The sequence below is a fragment of the Olivibacter sp. EAT-5 genome, assembly GCF_044784325.1.
GTDB lineage: Bacteria > Bacteroidota > Bacteroidia > Sphingobacteriales > Sphingobacteriaceae > Olivibacter > Olivibacter oleidegradans.
This window is the reverse complement of sequence record NZ_CP173028.1, coordinates 5,162,344-5,179,696: the sequence shown is the minus strand read 5'-3', so window position 1 is coordinate 5,179,696 and position 17,353 is coordinate 5,162,344. Positions and strand designations below refer to the sequence as shown.

Annotated in this window: 15 protein-coding genes; 10 read left to right on the top strand and 5 right to left on the bottom strand. The window is 38.5% G+C overall.

The window, feature by feature from the left end; all coding sequences use genetic code 11:
- The first annotated feature begins 10 nt into the window (after nucleotides 1–10).
- The 5 genes from ACH11B_RS21640 to ACH11B_RS21620 are packed head-to-tail and all read left to right on the top strand — an operon-like array spanning nucleotide 11 to nucleotide 4,905.
- Nucleotides 11–928 carry an HlyD family secretion protein gene (locus ACH11B_RS21640; RefSeq protein ID WP_130855719.1) on the top strand — a complete coding sequence of 306 codons (918 nt, stop codon included), beginning with the start codon at nucleotides 11–13 and terminating at the stop codon, nucleotides 926–928.
- Complete coding sequence (locus tag ACH11B_RS21635) at nucleotides 915–1,871, top strand: ABC transporter ATP-binding protein (protein WP_377608654.1); 957 nt, start codon at nucleotides 915–917, stop codon at nucleotides 1,869–1,871. Before ACH11B_RS21640 ends, ACH11B_RS21635 begins: the two co-directional genes overlap by 14 nt.
- A 5-nt stretch (nucleotides 1,872–1,876) precedes the next feature.
- Nucleotides 1,877–2,617: an ABC transporter ATP-binding protein gene (locus ACH11B_RS21630; protein ID WP_377608656.1), complete on the top strand. Its 741-nt coding sequence runs from the start codon at nucleotides 1,877–1,879 to the stop codon at nucleotides 2,615–2,617.
- A 43-nt stretch (nucleotides 2,618–2,660) separates the two neighbouring features.
- Nucleotides 2,661–3,770 (top strand): ABC transporter permease, encoded by a 1,110-nt coding sequence (locus ACH11B_RS21625; protein ID WP_377608658.1) that lies wholly within the window; start codon nucleotides 2,661–2,663, stop codon nucleotides 3,768–3,770.
- Nucleotides 3,771–3,798: 28 nt separating this feature from the next.
- The gene (locus ACH11B_RS21620; RefSeq protein ID WP_377608660.1) at nucleotides 3,799–4,905 is read left to right on the top strand and encodes an ABC transporter permease; all 1,107 of its coding nucleotides are present in this window, start codon (nucleotides 3,799–3,801) and stop codon (nucleotides 4,903–4,905) included.
- A 21-nt stretch (nucleotides 4,906–4,926) separates the two neighbouring features.
- On the opposite strand, the gene ACH11B_RS21615 is transcribed toward ACH11B_RS21620, so the two are convergent.
- From ACH11B_RS21615 to ACH11B_RS21605, 3 genes are all read right to left on the bottom strand, one after another.
- A complete protein-coding gene (locus ACH11B_RS21615; protein ID WP_377608662.1) occupies nucleotides 4,927–5,769 on the bottom strand; it encodes a DUF4349 domain-containing protein in 843 nt (280 codons plus the stop codon).
- Nucleotides 5,770–5,947: 178 nt separating this feature from the next.
- The gene (locus tag ACH11B_RS21610) at nucleotides 5,948–6,583 is read right to left on the bottom strand and encodes a porin family protein (RefSeq protein WP_130855723.1); all 636 of its coding nucleotides are present in this window, start codon (nucleotides 6,581–6,583) and stop codon (nucleotides 5,948–5,950) included.
- Nucleotides 6,584–6,706: 123 nt separating this feature from the next.
- Entirely contained in the window at nucleotides 6,707–7,120 is a 414-nt protein-coding gene (locus tag ACH11B_RS21605; RefSeq protein WP_013667325.1) for a helix-turn-helix domain-containing protein, read from the bottom strand.
- A 115-nt stretch (nucleotides 7,121–7,235) separates the two neighbouring features.
- Here ACH11B_RS21605 and fabF point away from each other — a divergent pair, with 115 nt between their 5' ends.
- The 3 genes from fabF (at nucleotide 7,236) to ACH11B_RS21590 (ending at nucleotide 11,209) form a co-directional block, all read left to right on the top strand.
- The gene (fabF, locus tag ACH11B_RS21600; RefSeq protein WP_377608664.1) at nucleotides 7,236–8,480 is read left to right on the top strand and encodes a beta-ketoacyl-ACP synthase II; all 1,245 of its coding nucleotides are present in this window, start codon (nucleotides 7,236–7,238) and stop codon (nucleotides 8,478–8,480) included.
- Nucleotides 8,481–8,548: 68 nt separating this feature from the next.
- Nucleotides 8,549–9,445, top strand: coding sequence for a LysR family transcriptional regulator (locus tag ACH11B_RS21595; RefSeq protein WP_013667323.1), 897 nt, complete (start codon nucleotides 8,549–8,551; stop codon nucleotides 9,443–9,445).
- A gap of 42 nt (nucleotides 9,446–9,487) precedes the next feature.
- Entirely contained in the window at nucleotides 9,488–11,209 is a 1,722-nt protein-coding gene (locus tag ACH11B_RS21590; RefSeq protein ID WP_013667322.1) for a M14 family metallopeptidase, read from the top strand.
- A 37-nt stretch (nucleotides 11,210–11,246) separates the two neighbouring features.
- On the opposite strand, the gene ACH11B_RS21585 is transcribed toward ACH11B_RS21590, so the two are convergent.
- Complete coding sequence (locus tag ACH11B_RS21585) at nucleotides 11,247–13,916, bottom strand: hypothetical protein (RefSeq protein WP_377608667.1); 2,670 nt, start codon at nucleotides 13,914–13,916, stop codon at nucleotides 11,247–11,249.
- A 20-nt stretch (nucleotides 13,917–13,936) separates the two neighbouring features.
- Nucleotides 13,937–14,821 (bottom strand): GLPGLI family protein, encoded by an 885-nt coding sequence (locus ACH11B_RS21580; RefSeq protein WP_377608669.1) that lies wholly within the window; start codon nucleotides 14,819–14,821, stop codon nucleotides 13,937–13,939.
- Nucleotides 14,822–15,047: 226 nt separating this feature from the next.
- On the opposite strand from ACH11B_RS21580, the gene ACH11B_RS21575 reads away from it, so the two are divergent.
- Nucleotides 15,048–16,526, top strand: coding sequence for a sensor histidine kinase (locus tag ACH11B_RS21575; RefSeq protein WP_377608671.1), 1,479 nt, complete (start codon nucleotides 15,048–15,050; stop codon nucleotides 16,524–16,526).
- 52 nt (nucleotides 16,527–16,578) lie between these two features.
- Nucleotides 16,579–17,271, top strand: coding sequence for a response regulator transcription factor (locus tag ACH11B_RS21570; RefSeq protein ID WP_013667318.1), 693 nt, complete (start codon nucleotides 16,579–16,581; stop codon nucleotides 17,269–17,271).
- The last annotated feature ends 82 nt before the right edge of the window (nucleotides 17,272–17,353 follow it).

Sequence of the window (17,353 nt, the reverse complement as noted above, 5' to 3'; positions counted from 1 at the left end):
AAGAAGAAAAATGAAAACAGTTATATTATACACGAATTTGCTGGCTTTTTCTATCGTATCTTGTAAAACGAACGATATAAATTACGACGCATCGGGTGCTTTTGAAACCGTAGAGACCATCGTACCTGCGGAAGCAAACGGCATTATAAGGGAGCTTTTATTGGAAGAAGGGCAAACTATTCCAGCAGGGAAAGTAATTGGTTATATTGATACGCTTCAGCTGTTTCTCAAGAAGAAGCAATTAGAAGCACAAGCAGGTGCCATACTGAGTAAACGTCCTAATATCGCCACAGAGATTGCAGCTTTACAGGAAGAGCTTCGGTATGCTAAAAACGAGCAAGAACGGTTGACCAACCTGGTTAAGGCTGATGCGGCAACCCCAAAGGAATTGGATGCGGCAACCGCACAGGTAAATATCATTCGTAAACGTATTGAAGGTCAACAATCATCATTAGGTATTGCATCGGTCAGTTTGCAAGAAGAGACAGCTCCGTTGCATGCACAGATTGAACAGTTGGACGACCAACTTCGGAAAAGCAAGATTGTCAATCCCGTTACAGGAACCGTTCTCGCTAAATATGTAGAGGCGAATGAAATGGCAACCATTGGAAAACCCCTATATCGTATAGCTAACACCAAAAAAATGATCCTGCGTGCTTATATTACCGGTGAAAAATTTGCGGATGTTAAAATAGGACAGCGCGTTCGGGTGCAGGTTGATAAAGGTAAGGCTGCATTCAAGGATTATCCCGGCGTGGTTGAGTGGATAAGTGATCAGGCGGAGTTTACACCAAAGACCATCCAAACAAAGGATGAAAGAGCTAATTTGGTATATGCAATGAAGGTTAAGGTGGAAAATGATGGATATTTAAAAATCGGGATGTACGGACAAGTGATTTTAGCAACGCAGAAAAATGGAAAAAGGTAGAATGGAAGCAGTAAAACTCCACCATATTTTCAAAAGCTATGATAAGGGAAGAGTTGTAGCTGTGAATGATGTATCCTTTTCTGTTGACGAAGGTGAATTGTTTGGATTGATTGGCCCGGATGGCGCGGGCAAAACGTCCGTATTCCGTATACTAACTACGCTTCTACTTGCTGATCAGGGAATGGCAAGTGTTGTCGGTCTCGACGTAATAAAAGACTATAAGGCGATTCGTAATCTGGTTGGATATATGCCCGGGAAATTTTCACTGTATCAAGACTTAACTGTACTCGAGAACCTCCGTTTTTTTGCTACGGTATTCGGCACTAATATCCAACAGAATTATGGCCTCATAAAAGATATTTACGAGCAAATAAAACCGTTTAACCATCGGCGGGCCGGAAAGCTATCAGGCGGGATGAGACAAAAGTTAGCCTTATGTTGCGCACTGATCCATAAGCCCAAGGTTCTTTTACTAGATGAGCCAACCACAGGGGTGGACGTCGTTTCGCGACGCGAATTTTGGGATATGCTAAAAGCACTCAAACAACAGGGTATAACCATATTAGTCTCCACCCCTTATATGGATGAAGCTATTCTTTGCGACCGGATTGCATTAATCCAGCAAGGGAAAATTTTAAGCGTCGATCCACCTGCAGATATAATCAAGCGATATCCAACAAAATTATATGCCGCTAAATCAGCCGATATTTATCGACTTTTAAAAGATTATAGACAAAACGAAGCGATAGAGAGCAGCTACGCTTTTGGTGAATACATCCATGTTACATTACGATATCCCGAAAGAGATGGATTATCTACGTTGCAAGATTTAACCACAAACTTGGGGCACAGGGACATCATTGTAAAAGAGATTGAGCCAGGGATAGAAGATAGCTTTATTCGTTTAATGGAACGAATAGAATTTACGGGCCGTGTAGAATAAAGACGATGGAAAATGTAATAATGTGCCGCAATTTAACCAAACGATTTGGCGGTTTTGTGGCAGTTGACGGTATTTCTTTTGACGTTGCTAAAGGAGAAATTTTTGGATTTTTGGGTGCAAATGGCGCCGGCAAAACCACTGCGATGCGCATGCTCTGTGGTTTATCTTTTCCCTCATCCGGTGAAGCAGAGGTAGCAGGTTATGATGTTTATAAGCAACAGGAAAAAATAAAAAAGCATATCGGCTATATGAGCCAAAAGTTTTCTTTATATGAGAACCTGTCGGTTTCGGAGAATATCGAATTTTTTGGTGGCGTTTACGGTGTAAACAAAAAAGAGATCAATAAAAGAGGACAGGAACTGATACGAGCTTTGGGCTTGACGCAAGAAGCGAATAAAATGGTCGGCGAGTTGCCCCTTGGATGGAAACAGAAATTGGCGTTCTCGGTTGCCATTTTTCATCAACCAAAGATCGTCTTTTTGGATGAACCTACCGGAGGTGTAGATCCGGTAACCCGCCGACAGTTCTGGGATATGATTTACAGTGCGGCAAATGCCGGAATTACTGTTTTCGTCACGACTCATTATATGGATGAGGCAGAATATTGTAATAGAGTGTCTATCATGGTGGACGGCAAGGTAGTAGCACTTGATTCACCGACTAACCTGAAATTAGCCTATAACGCTAACTCAATGGACGAAGTCTTTTATCAATTGGCAAGAGGAGCCAAACGAAACGACAATTAACTCAGTATGGTCAAAGGTTTCGATCTCATCAAAATCATGAAAAATGAAGCAGCTGTTAGTTTTTATTAGGAAAGAATTTTACCACGTCTTTAGAGATCGCCGGACCCTGTTGATCATGTTCGGCTTACCCATTGTACAGATCATTTTATTTGGGTTCGCTCTATCGAGTGAGGTGAAGAATATTCGGATGATAGTGGCTGATTATGCGAAAGATTTTCAAAGCCAAAGATTAATTGAAAAAATTAAGACATCAGATTATTTCGTTGTAGAGCAGGCAAATGTTCATTATACACAGATTGAGGATGCGTTTAAAAAAGGAGACATAAAGGCCGCTCTTATTATTCCGTCTAATTTTAGCAGCGATCAACTGCATCTTGGCCAGTCACCGGTACAGCTTATTACCGACGGTTCTGATCCTAATATTTCGAAAACCGTGACAAATTATTTGACGTCAATTTTTATGGATTTTGGGCGTGAATTTAACACCCCTTCGATCAATCCGTTGTTTTTACAAATACAACCGGAATTGAGAATGCTTTACAATGAAGAAGGGAATGGTTCCCTGAATTTTATTCCAGGGGTTATGGCGTTAATTTTGATGATTGTATGCACTGCTTTAACATCTGTTTCAGTTGTTAAAGAAAAGGAGATGGGAACCATGGAAATACTACTCGTATCTCCCTTTAAGCCCGTTTTCGTACTTATTGCAAAGGCAATTCCTTATTTATTGCTTTCGCTTGCAAATTTTACGTTGATTTTGTTGTTAACCGCCTTTGCTCTTGATGTCGAAATTCGAGGAAGCATCTTGTTGCTCTATTTTGAGAGTACGTTATTTATTGTTACTTGTCTTTCTTTAGGGTTACTAATATCAAATATAACCAATTCGCAGCAAACAGCTCTGTTAAGATCGCTTATGGGAATGATGTTGCCAACCTTGATTTTCACCGGTTTTATTATGCCATTGGAAAATATGCCTGGCTTTTTTCAAGTGCTCTCTCATATTGTTCCGTCCAGATGGTATTATCTTGCAGTTAAATCGGTTATGTTAAAGGGCTTGGGTTTGACCTATGTTTGGAAGGAGACACTGGTTCTGACTTTGATGACAATTATACTGCTCAGTTTAGCCTTGAGACGTTTTAAAGTAAGACTTTAATAGTTTTCTAAACCATACGGCGCTAAAGATGAAAATTTTAAGATTTATATTGCAAAAGGAGTTTCGTCAAATATTTCGGGATAAGTCTATCTTGGCTATGATGTTCGCTATGCCGATCGTTCAATTGGTTGTTTTACCGCTAGCCATGGACTTTGATGTAAAGCACATTAATCTTTCTGTTGTTGATATGGACAACAGTTCTTTTTCACAGCGCTTAATTCACAAAATTTACGCTTCAGGGTATTTCATTCCTATTAGTTCTAACACCAGTTATAACGGTGCCATTCATCATATTGAAAAAGAAGAAGTGGACATAATTTTGGAAATCCCGCTAAATTTTGAACGAAATCTGATAAGAGAGGGGAAGGAGCGGGTAGGAGTTTATGCTGACGCTATTAACGGGACAAAATCAGGCATTGGTACAGCCTACTTGAATCGGATTATTTCAGATTTCAGTTCAGAATTGGAATGGAACGCGGAATCGAGGCCAAGGGGAAGTATCGAAATTCTACAAAGAAGCTGGTATAATCCCTTGGAGGCCTATAAATTTAATGTTGTTCCAGCGGTGTTGGTATTGCTGCTAACATTAATAGGTGGTTTTATGACTGCATTAAATATTGTAAAGGAAAAAGAAATTGGTACGATTGAGCAAATCAATGTAAGCCCGATTAAAAAGTGGCAGTTTATATTAGGTAAAATGATCCCGTTCTGGGTAATAGGGATTATTATTTTTACCTTGGGATTGATGATTTGTTTTTTTGTTTATGGAATTGCATTACAAGGAAGTTTGTGGCTTTTATACTTATTTGCGGCCGTTTATTTGGTGGCCGTGTTGGGTTTCGGCTTGCTTATTTCTACCTATAGCGATAATCAGGTGCAAGCCATGTTTATAGCCTTCTTTTTTATGATGATCTTTATGCTCATGAGCGGCTTTTTTACGTCTACCGATAGCATGCCGCGGTGGGCTCGAACCTTATCTGATCTAACGCCGGTAACTCACTTCGTAAAAGTAGTAAGAATGATTATCTTAAAAGGCAGCGACTTTAGTGACGTACAATTGGAATTTTTATATTTAATTGTTTTTGCAATCATATTAAACGTCTGGGCCATTTGGAATTATCGGAAAACGAGCTAATCGTTCGAATTACCAGCTTGTTTAATTCGTTGATGCGTCCATTCGTTGTCTTGTTTTACGTTTGCGCCACCAACGTCGAGCAAAAAACATGGCTATTACCATCAGCAATAAAAATGGCCAAATATTAATGAGGCCTACCGTAAACCATACGAAGTTTTGCCAACCGTTGGAAAGTCCCTGTTTGAACTTTTGACCAAAAGCAATTTGCTTAGGAACAGCTTTATAATAAGTAATCGACAAGGTAGAATAAGTCGATTGATTCGCCAGATATCGTAAACGCCCTTCAACCGATTCGATTTCGGCCCGAACTTCTGCTAATTGCTTTTCGATTTCGAGAATTTCAGTAACCTTAGCTGCACGTTGGAGTAATGTGCGATAGCGTTGTTCCAGCTCTTTTTTTGTTTTTAACCTAGCCTGTATATCAACAAATTCCTCGGTAACATCTTTTACTTGTATGTTTTTTGTTTCAAAATGATTGACGCCTTTAGCCACATCTCCAATAAAGGCGTCAAATTGCTTAGCATTTACGCGAACAACGATGGTTCTGTTGAGGCTTTCCGAATAATTATTCTCGGTTTCTGATGCTATATAAGCATTATATTTTTTTATTGCTTGTCCAATTAGTTTGGCCGTTTCCGATAAATCGTTTGTTTCAAAAGAGATAGTTCCTTCTTTAATTAGCCTTCGTTCTAATGGTATAGTTTGTATAGGTTCCGGTTCATTAAGTGCAATCGCTTCCGCTGTAGCTGCGCTGCCAATGGCATGCTGTTGATCTATCCCGTTATGGCAAGCAAATAGCAGGAATGAAAAAATTATTAGAAGAGGATGCGCTAGGTGATCGATAACCTGGGTTTTCTTTTTCATCTACAAATAATTAGCTCGTTTATCTTTATTCTTTTGCACGTATGAACCGCATCACAACTTTCAGTCCATCATGATATGGACTTTGATTTTTTCATAAGATGTTTTCTTCAATCAAATTCCATAACCTTTCATTCCTTTTTTCTGCCAAAGGTAACCTATACGCAGGCTTGTTTCTGTTTTAAAAGGAATAACCAACCGTAAACGCCCAAGCTCTGTTCCGTTGCTCATACCGCGAGCTGGTTGATAAGTCGGCCAATCCCAGTAAGTAACCTGCAGAAAGATTATATCCTTTTTTTAACTGGTAACCAAAATGGAGATTCACGCCGTAATCAAACCTTTTCTGGCTTCCTGAATCGCCGAATGTGAAATCTTCCCGATTTCCCGTATAGTTTGAAGCAAAGCTGTTTGATCCCATAAGTCCAAATCCCCCGTATGGCCCCATGCTTAAAAAGAAATAGCTGCTATCCTTCAATGGAAGCTTTCCTACAAAATTAACAGGAAGCTGAAGCCAGAAGGTGTGCTGTTTGACTGGTGTATTGCCAAACTCAGAATAATCTAGCTGTGAACCGAGTTGTTGGAAGGAGATACCGGACTGGATGGCAAAGTAACGAGCTGTTGATGCTTCGACTAAACCGGTAACGGTAAAACCCACCTTTTTGGACGCTACACGAGAAGTATTATTGTTTATATTGGACAATGCGTAATAAGGCAAATTGCCTCCCAGTCTTACACTATATCGAATATTCCATTGTTGGGCTGATAAAGATTTATCCATCAAGCCGAGTAAAATACAAATAAAAATAGTTTTTTTCATATTGCTAATTTTAAATCAAAACTAGCTAATGAAGTGTTAAGAAGTTTTAAGGTTTGGTTCAGTTAACCTTAAAAAATGTTAAAAGATTAGGTGTCGCGAAGGCATGCCTTGTTGAAATACCTATTAGCTAGAAATATGCTTGCGGTACAACTTGTCCTTAAGCTGTTGGAGGGCATTCAGTTTATTGATTTTTACATCTTTTAAGATAAGCTCCTTTTTATAGGCCGGAATGTGGTGGCCGTGCTTATCCGACCATAAACCAATTTCAATGATCATAGGAACCAAATCGATCGCTTTTTCGGTTAAGCTATATACTATTTTCTGTTTATGATCGGGTGCCTTTTTCTTTTTTATGAACCCGTTTTTTTCGAGCATGAGCAATCTGTTTGCTAAAATGTTGGTTGATATCTTTTCCTCAGAAAGTAAAAATTCCTGATAGTATCGCTTATCAAAGAATACCATGTCCCGGATAATCAATAAAGACCACTTGTCACCAAATAGCTCAAGAGCGTAGTTTAAAGGGCAATCAGATCTCATATTTACATGGAAATTTATACACTTGCAAATATAAGGCGGTTTGCTTTATATTTGCAAGTGCTTGTTAAATGCAAGTAGTTGTTGTGAGGCCGTTGCTTCACCTAAATTTAAAATCATGAATCGAATCGTTATAACCGGGCTTGGAGCCTTAACGCCAATCGGCGAAAATGTTGAGACTTTTTGGCAGAACTTGATAAAAGGTGTTTCGGGTGCCACGAGAATCACAAAATTTAACGCCAATAAATTTCGAACACAAATTGCTTGCGAGCTTAAAGATTATGATCCTTCCCGATGGCTTGATAGAGGTGAGATCAAGCGTACAGACCCCTTTACACAATATGCACTTATAGCCGCTGATCAGGCGATTAGTGATGCACAATTAAACTTCGCGGACATGGATCCCTACGATATAGGTGTCATATGGGGGTCTGGGCAAGGGGGGATGCTTACTTTTGAGGAGCAGGTAAAGGAATATGTGTCTGAAAACTTTACACCGCGGTTTAGTCCGTTTTTTGTTCCGAAGCTAATCGCTAACATGGCTTCGGGATTGATTTCTATAAGACATGGGCTGAAAGGGATCAATTATACGACGGTGTCGGCATGCGCAACATCCAATACGGCTATTATGGATGCTTTTAATTATATAAGATGGGGGAAGGCAAAAGTGATGATTACCGGAGGTTCAGAAGCGCCTATTACGGAAGCGTCAATAGGTGGGTTTTGTGCAATGAAGGCAATGACTACGCTAAATGGAGAACCCACGTTAGCTTGCCGGCCTTTTGACCAAGGTCGCGATGGATTCTTGATGGGTGAAGGAGCGGGGGCTTTGGTATTAGAAGAATATGAGCACGCGCGTGCACGAGGAGCTAAAATTTATGCCGAGATAGTTGGTGCAGCGATGACGGCAGACGCTTATCACATGACCGCCACCCATCCTGAAGGCGAAGGAGCTTATATGGCAATGAAGCTAGCCCTAAAGGATGCCAATATTGAAGCTCAACAAGTAGATTATCTGAATGCGCACGCGACTTCTACCCCTGTTGGCGATATGAGTGAACTAAAGGCAATCCATAAACTATTCGAGAGCAGTTTTGATCGTTTGCATGTGAGCGCAACGAAGTCTATGACCGGTCATTTGTTAGGTGCTGCGGGTGCCATTGAAGCCATTGCCTGTGTTCTATCAATTCGTGATTCGATTATACCTCCCACAATTAATTTAACCAATCCGGACGAAGCAATACCTGAAGGTCTTCAACTTGTAAAATTAAATGCACTAAAACATGATGTTAAAGTAGCAATGAGTAACACTTTTGGTTTCGGGGGCCATAACGGCATCGCTGTTTTTAAGAAATTAAGTTAGCGATTAAAAAATGTAGTGTATTAATAGTATGTGCAATGTGTTAACTTTGCATTACTAATATAATAGATATGCTAAATTTGGAATGGTTTCGCACTTTTAAGGCTATTTATGAAACCGGAACACTTACCGGTGCTGCGCAGATGTTATTTATATCACAACCAGGGGTGAGCTTACATTTAAATTCGCTGGAGACTTATACCGGTTATAAGCTGTTTGATCGCTCTGCAAAGCGGATGGTCCCCACGGAACGAGGCAAGGTATTATATAACTTCATTCTTGAACCCTTAACGAAATTAGAAACTTCTGAACAGCTTTTTCACCGAAGTTCTAAAATCGATCGCGCAACCGTGAGTATCGGTATGTGCTTTGAAACTTTTCAATTTACGCTGGAAAGACATATATCATCCCTGCCATTTAATGTAATTATTAAATTTGGGGAGTATCCGCAGATGATTCACGATTTAGATAAAGGTTTATTAGATCTGATTATTACGCCTCAGAAAGGTCTGGAAAAAAACCTGGAATTTAGCCCATTTTCTAAAGAACGGATCGTCTTGGTAGCCGGTGCGGAAACAGATACGAAAATTGTGGAAGAGCTCATTGTAAAGGGCGATTTGATGGCTGCAGAGAAATGGCTTAAGGAACAAGTATGGTATAGTACCGCCGCTGATATGGAGAACTTAAAAAGATTCTGGTATCTGAACTTCAGGCACCATCCGGATTTTAAACCGAACTATATCGTCCCTAATATATGCTCTATTGTCCGATGCTTAAGCGAGGGGGTTGGTTTTTCAATCATTCCGGATTTTTTGTGCAAGAACGAAATAGAGTCCAAAAAGCTTCATCTTATATGGACCGGTGACCCGGTTATGGAAAACACGCTGTATTTCGGTACCAGGAAAAAAACTATGTATGAAAGGGAAATCAACTTAGTAAAAAAGATCTTTGTAGAAGAGGGTATATGATTAAGAATTAGGGGACACCCTAAAGAAAATAACAAACAGAAAATGCTAAAATCATTTGTCTTTCTCTCGCTCATTTTTTTCTCCTTTTTTGTTCAAGCTCAAAAGATTGCTTTTGAGTTAGATGATAAACATAATCGTACTGCTACTTACGAAGAAGTACTGGCATTTTATCGCCATTTGGATAGTAGTTATGTGCAGGCTAAACTCTTTTCTTTTGGTACAACTGATGTTGGTAAGGCACTTCAGCTGATGGTTTTGTCCAAGGATGGTGATTTCGATCCCCTTAGCCTAAGAAAGAAAAATAAAAGCATCATATTGTTCAACAACGGAATCCATCCCGGAGAACCCGAGGGTATTGACGCATCCATGATGCTAATTCGGGATTTGTTAATAAAAGATGCTGTTCCGGACAATGTTGTGCTTTGCTTCATCCCTGTATACAATATTGATGGTATGTTAAATCGCGGGGTATCGAGAGTTAATCAAAACGGCCCGGAACAATATGGGTTTAGGGGGAACAGACAGAATTTAGATCTCAATCGTGATTTTATTAAGACAGACAGTCGTAATTCTCAGACTTTCCAGGAAATATTTAATCGCTGGGACCCCGATGTTTTTATCGATAACCACGCAAGTAACGGTGCTGATTATCAGTATGTGATGACGCTTATCGATACGCAACCGGACAAATTGAACACTATTTTAGCTGATTATATGTTGAAAAATTATACGCAGGAGCTATATAATCGAATGGAAGGAGAGGGGTACCGACTGGTGCCTTATGTAGATTCGCGCGGAGAGACGCCGGAATCCGGTATCGTGTCTTTTTTGGAAAATCCCAGATATTCCACTGGATATGCTGCATTGCATAATACCATAGCTTATATGCCCGAAACTCATATGTGGAAACCTTTTGCGCAGCGAGTAAATGCAACTTATGCGCTGATGAAACATTTAATAGACATTACCCATGAGCAAGGAAGCCAATTGCTGGCAGTTAGAAAAAAAGCGAAGCAATCTGTAAAGGATCAGCAGGTTTTTCCGCTGGCATGGGAACTGGATACGCTTAATTATAGGCAAATTGACTTTTATGGGTATGAGGCTATGCACAAGCCAAGTGAGGTAAGTGGACAGGATCGATTATATTACGATAGAAACAAACCTTTTACCCGAAAGATAAAACTTTATAATCGATACAAGCCAAAATTAACTGTGAAAAAGCCATCGGCTTATATCATTCCCCAAGCTTATGAAAAAGTTGTTAAACTTTTAGCGTTAAATGGAGTGAAGCTGGAAACGCTCGAGCGAGACACAACCCTATTGCTTGACATGTACTATATTAAGCGATTCAAAAGTCTAGAAAAACCATTCGAAGGTCATTATTTGCATAGGGAGGTAGAGCTTGTAACGAAAAAAATGGAGGTTCCGTTTTATGCAGGAGACGTGATAGTAAAAACGGATCAAGAGAAAAACAGGTATATTATAGAGACACTTGAGCCTCAAGCGGTGGACTCATATTTCTGTTGGAATTTTTTTGACGCAATTTTAGGACAGAAAGAATACTTTGCCTCTTACATTTTTGAAGAAGAAGCTGAGAGGTTATTAAAAGAAAACCGAGCATTGGCACATGCCTTTGAAAAAGCTAAACAGGCTGATTCATCGCTTATGAAAAGTGGCCAAGCACAGCTCGATTGGATTTATAAACATTCTTCTTATTACGAGAAGACACACTTGCTTTATCCTATTGGACGTTTGACGGACTAAACACGTTTAGCGATCAGCATTTGCGTTTCGACGTGTTTTAAATACGAAAACTAAGTCTAAGGAGTAACATGCGGCCTCTTAAATCGTATTGACTGTATCCAAACTGATTGGAAGAAAGCGTGTATAGTTCGTAAGACCTAATGTCTGTAAGGTTACTTGCATCCAACTCTATATCAGTCTTCCATTTGTCTATTTTATAACGGAAGTTGAGGTCTGTAAAAAGGTATTTTACATTTTCCGCATTTTTTTGCGTGGTTAAAAGTTGTCGGCCACTCAGCTTAAAAAAAGCATTTTCAAATGGTCGGAATGTTAGGTCAAGAGATTGATCAAAAAATTGAATTTGTCTGTCGGGAAAATCAATTCCTGCGGTTGCACCGATCATTTTACTGGTGGTCCAATTTCCCTTTCCGGCGTATTTTAAAAATAGGAAATTCAATAAGCGAGTTTCAAAATAAGGGCTAAAACTGAAGGTTAGGTTATTAAAAGGAAGTAATTGGTTGTTTAAAAACTGATTATAACGGGTGTTATTCCAAGAGGCATTAGCACCAATATTGACGTCGATATCGAATAAATATTTGCTAATGCCAGCCGCGATGCTTAAATCATGGCTTTTATTGCTAAAAGGTAAAAGAACGGTTTGAAAGAGATTATTGCTTACTATATGAGAAAGAATTGTATTGGAACGAACCTTACTGTAATTAATAGATGCATTCATAAAAAACATTTGAAGGTTTCGCTGATAATTGTAGCGTAGACCGATATTGTGGAGATTTCTTTCCTGGAGGCTTGCATTGTTAGATTGAAGGCTTCGGTAATTGGTAAGAATAGCCCCGCGATAGAGATCGCTTATATTACCTATTTGGTTGTTGTAACTGTAGTTGACAGCAAGATAATCTTCACTATTTAGGTTATAGGTTAAGTTCCATGCAGGGTTGAAAAGCCATTTGCTGAAATTTTCTCTAAATGTAAATCCGACATCTTCATAATTTATACTTTGTATCGAAAGTGGAAACGAAACGAGACTTTCCCAAGGACCTTTTTCGTATTCAAAAGATGGATTTATGTTTATTCTATGTCGCTTCCAATATAAATCATTATCTAAACTATTTCCATAAGGAGTCCAGTCTCCGTTTGCCTGCCTTAATTCTAAATTAGAAGTCAGGTGTTGCCATTCACTTACGAGGCCAACTAGATAATGCTGTTTAATACGACCTTTTGGGATCCGATAGCTCAATGACAAATTACTAAACCAAGTTGGTAAATTAGTAATCTGATTGACGGCTTGAAAGGGAATGCTATCATTAAGTGCTCCGTCATTGATGCCTGGGTTTATTGTTAGCGTCTGTGGCTTATTAAAGTAATTAAGATACCAATTAAAGCTCAGGATATGTTGGTTCTTTAAGGAAGGGAGGTAGGATATTTTATTTGAAAAGTCATACTGCCCTGTTTTTAGTTGCTGACTAAAGTCAAAGGAGTTGCTTTGAAGATCAGACACGCTTTTTTCGTTGCTAAAGTTGACCTGAAGCATGTTGTTGAAATAATACTTTTTATTGTTGTTTTTAAGACTCACTGAGAAATCTGCCATTAAAGGTTTGTTTTCTATGTTTTGTACCTCGCTATAACGAATCGTATCATTGTTTACATACATATTTGTCAAGCTGTTGTAGTTCATATCGTTGCGGTTATATAACAGATTTATCGTCGATTTTAACTGAAAACTGTTTTTCAAATTCGTTAGATTATTTGCGCTAACTAAGGCTGAGTGATTGAAATTGTAACGTTCCTTCGGAAGATTTGGTTCCGATACGGTACCTGAAGAAAGTATTTCGGATGGTCGTTGATTATTCATAGACTGTAATTGGTTTTCGGCGTTAAAGGCAGTTAGCTCCCTTGATAAATCGACGCCAATATCGTTCGCTTTAGCAACATTAAGCATTTTGTGTTTATCATTGAATAATAGGCTATTTAGTTCAGCTTCGTATAAATTCGGAATTCCGCCACCCATTTTTATCTGTCCTGTCAGCTTAAGCTTGGCGTCTTCTTTTATTTTTAAGTTAATTGCCACATCATCACTATAGCTTTTATCTCGTAGCACTTCAATGGGTTGATGGTTTTGTAATACTTCAACATCTTTTACCATGTCTTGTGGAATCGCTCTTGTTCCGATATTATAACGGTCGTTTAATAAGTCATCTCCATCGATATAAAAGTTTGATATATTCTTGCCATTATATTTTATTTGTCCGCTTTCTTCAACCTCTATTCCAGGCATACGTTTTAACACATCGCCTATGGTACGATCCTCTGATTTAGCAAAAGATTCAACGTCATAACTTAAGGTGTCGTTATTTGAACGTATGGGAGGGCTCTTAACTTCCACTTCCGCTAAATCAATCGATTGTTCTTCGAGCATGATCAGGTACTCCATTTTACCATTTATTACGGATGTCCTGAACTTTTTATATCCTAAGTGGTTTACTTCTAACCAATGTGCAGTAGTAGTAGTATCGTTTAATGTGAAGCTGAAATAGCCTTCAATGTTACTGGTGGTATAGGCAATAATTGTTTGCTGCGCACTTTTTAATGTGATGTTGGCGTATGGAATACCTTTACCGTCAATTGTTTTTAATTGACCACTAATTTTCAATTCTTGGCAATGAACTACCAATATAGAGAAGAAAGAAAGAAACGGTACGATGAATCTCATTTACTTATGGATGAGGCTTGTTATTTATTAAGCTCTAATGGATTATTTATCGGGTTTTTTTCGTTCGCCCGAGACTCCATCATTTCTTTGAACTCGTTCTCAGATAATTGGCGCCCGGATTGATCCTTAAGGACGATTCTCGTATTAGCATTCCCCGGTGCGAGGGCTTTTTGATTGAACATTAAATTCTTTTCAAAAGCGGCTTTCGCCTTCATAAAATCCTTTAGTGTTGTTTGCGGAGCATTGTCGGGAAGTGCTATAGAAACTTTGCTGTCTAGCTCTTTCTTAAATCCTCCATAATTAAACTGAACATCGTTTTTAGCATCGGATGCTTGCAGGATTAGTCCCGGTAGGCCATGAAGTTTCCATGGACCATAAGGAAATGGTATTTCGGGGGTAAACCAAACGGTATAGAGTCTACCGCCAAATTCTCCAAAGGCCTGCTGGCAATTATATCCACCAATAATTTTTGTTTGATTGGTTATCTTCCAATTGATAATCGGATAGTCTTCAGGGATTTGGTATGCCGTGGGACCAATTTTATCTACCCTAATTAATTTCTGCTTTTGAGGATTTAGAAAAAGCTCATCGTTGGATACATTGGGCGAATTAAAGGAGAAAAGTTTTCTTTTATTTCCATTGTCGTTTTCTTCCCCCATCTCCTTTCTAATTTCTTCTAGCTTTAAAGCGAGTGTTTTACTTTTATAGGCGCTCATGAATTTACCTAAATAGAGGATCATACTTTCTTTTTTGGGGTTTTCTCTCTTGTTTGTATCTGTCACATGAATAAAGTCATAGACAACACTGGCGAGTGCTTGATCTTTTTCTTGAGCAAATGCAGAAAATGCGAGACCGATAGTGCCAAAAAACGCGAGGCTTCTTTTCAGAAAAAAAAATGTTTTCATTTCGCTTATATTTTAATAGTTAATGGATGCTTTTATCAATGGATCAACACGTTTTGTTAGATTAAAGCATTATTGTATCATCGAAAGTATATAGGTTAGTCGATTTATTGATTTTTATTACTGTTAAACACTGTTAAACATAAGGGTGAATGTTAATTACTGTTAATTTCTGCTAAGTTCTGTTAACGGTTTAAGGCTTGCATTCAATTAAATGTAGATTTGTAGTATGTTATTGCAACGAATTCGTTTTACAGTAATCATTGTGTCATTTGCCTTGGCCGGTGTTTTTCTGTTACAAGGCTACTGGCTATACAATTCTTATCAACTGAGTGCTGAACAATTTGATAAGGATATATTAAAGCTATTGCAAACGCTTCAGCAAAAACATATCCAGCGTGATATGAAGACGTTGGGTATTCCATTGGATAGCTTGCGGAGCGGTAAGCGTCTTATTATAGGTAAGGGCGAGAAAATGAATGCCTTTTTTCAAACATTTAGCGATGTGACGGGGGGACAACCGGAGCTTCCGTTACTTGAACCCGATGATTCAACAAAAGGGCCTTTTAAATTGTCGGTGATCACGCAGATAAACGCAGGCAAAACGGATATAAAAGGCCGCTCAAAAGTTCAACAAACGAAAATTGTTAACATAACCGATGTTTTCCATGACAAATCTGAGCTACAAAAGCTATCCGGCCCTTTAGCTTTAGAAATTGATTCTTTACTACACACGCATAATATATATACGTCTTATGCATTAAAATTGTCCAATATAAGTGGTAGAGGTCAACCTTATTATACGGATAGTATACGCTTTGAGCAGTTCTCACGTAAAATAACGCGTTTAAAATTCGGCATATTACAGCCTTACTTTGTCGATTTTTCTTTAGACAATAATCTGCTCTTTATCGTAAAAAAAATGCAATGGATATTACTTATTTCAATCGCTATTATAGGAGCAACGGCCTGGGCATTTTTGTATATGTTGCGTACTATTTTTCAGCAAAAAAAAATGTCGGATATAAAAAATGACTTTTTTAATAATATGACCCATGAATTCAAAACGCCCATAGCAACTATATCCTTGGCTGTCGAAGCGCTTAAAAATAGGGAAGTAAATAGTAATTCGCAACGATTGTCAGAATACCTAACTATCTGTCAACTTGAACTCAATCGTATATCGAGTATGGTTGATAAGGTGTTAAGAATGGCTGCTTTTGAAAAGAACGAAGTTAGTCTATACTTTCAAACAACCAATGTTCTTTTACTAATTAATAAGGTTATCTCAACTATGCAGCCGCAATTATCAAGAAAAAATGCAGTAATACACGTTAACGAAGGGCAAGAATTACTGCCGATGTTGGAGCTGGATCAAGACCATATAGCGAATGTCTTTTATAATCTAATAGAAAATAGCCTAAAATATTCAAGACGTTTACCTGTGATTAAGATTGACCTGCGTTATGAGCAAGCGTTTGTGAAGATTTCGATAGAAGATAATGGTATTGGAATTCCTACCGCTTATCAGGATCGTGTGTTTGACAATTTTTTCCGGGTTCCAACAGGCGACCTTCATGATGTAAAAGGCTTCGGTATGGGACTGAGTTACGTTGCAAGTATTGTCAGGATGCATCACGGAGAGATCAGCGTAAGCAGTAGATTAGGAGAGGGAAGTGTATTTACTATTTGTTTACCTTTTAAATGATATTGTGTTGTTTTTATTTATATTAACTTGATTACATAAAATTTTACTTTATATGGAAGCTGTGAAAATATTGATAGCAGAAGACGAGCCTTTTCTTGGTAAGATCGTTAAGGAGAGCTTAGAACTTAGCGGGTTTAACGTGATTTTAGTCCAAGATGGAGTAAAGGCCTATGCCACGTTCAGAGCTTGGCAACCGACTGTTTGCATATTTGATATTATGATGCCCGTGAAAGATGGTTTTAGTCTTATAGAAGACGTTAGAAGGATAGATCAGCAGGTTCCGATTATATTTCTCACAGCAAAATCTCTAACCAACGATGTGGTAAAGGGTTTCGAACTGGGTTGCAATGATTACTTAAAGAAACCATTTAGTATGGAAGAGTTAATTGTTCGAATAAATGCGCTTTTATCCCGTCCATCAATAAAAAACAAAAATGAGATAAAAGAGATCTTTGAGATAGGCGATTTTTTGTTCAACAGCAAAAATCAGGAACTGAACAAGCCAAACGGAACGATCAAACTCTCGTTCAGAGAGTCGGTACTTCTGAAGTTACTTGCCGAAAATAAAAACGAGGTGCTCAATCGTAAATTGGCGCTTGAAGTTGTATGGGGAGAAGATAATTTCTTTAACGCCAGAAGTATGGACGTCTTTATTACAAAGCTTAGAAAACACCTGAGAGAGGACAGCCGTATTGAGATTGTTAATATACGGGGTATTGGTTACAAATTAATCATCAATGAATAAGTCGAGTTCATTATCTCATTCTTAATCTTTTTACTTCGGTGTATATGTGGGACCTGTCTCTCAAGTAACTGGCGATATATCG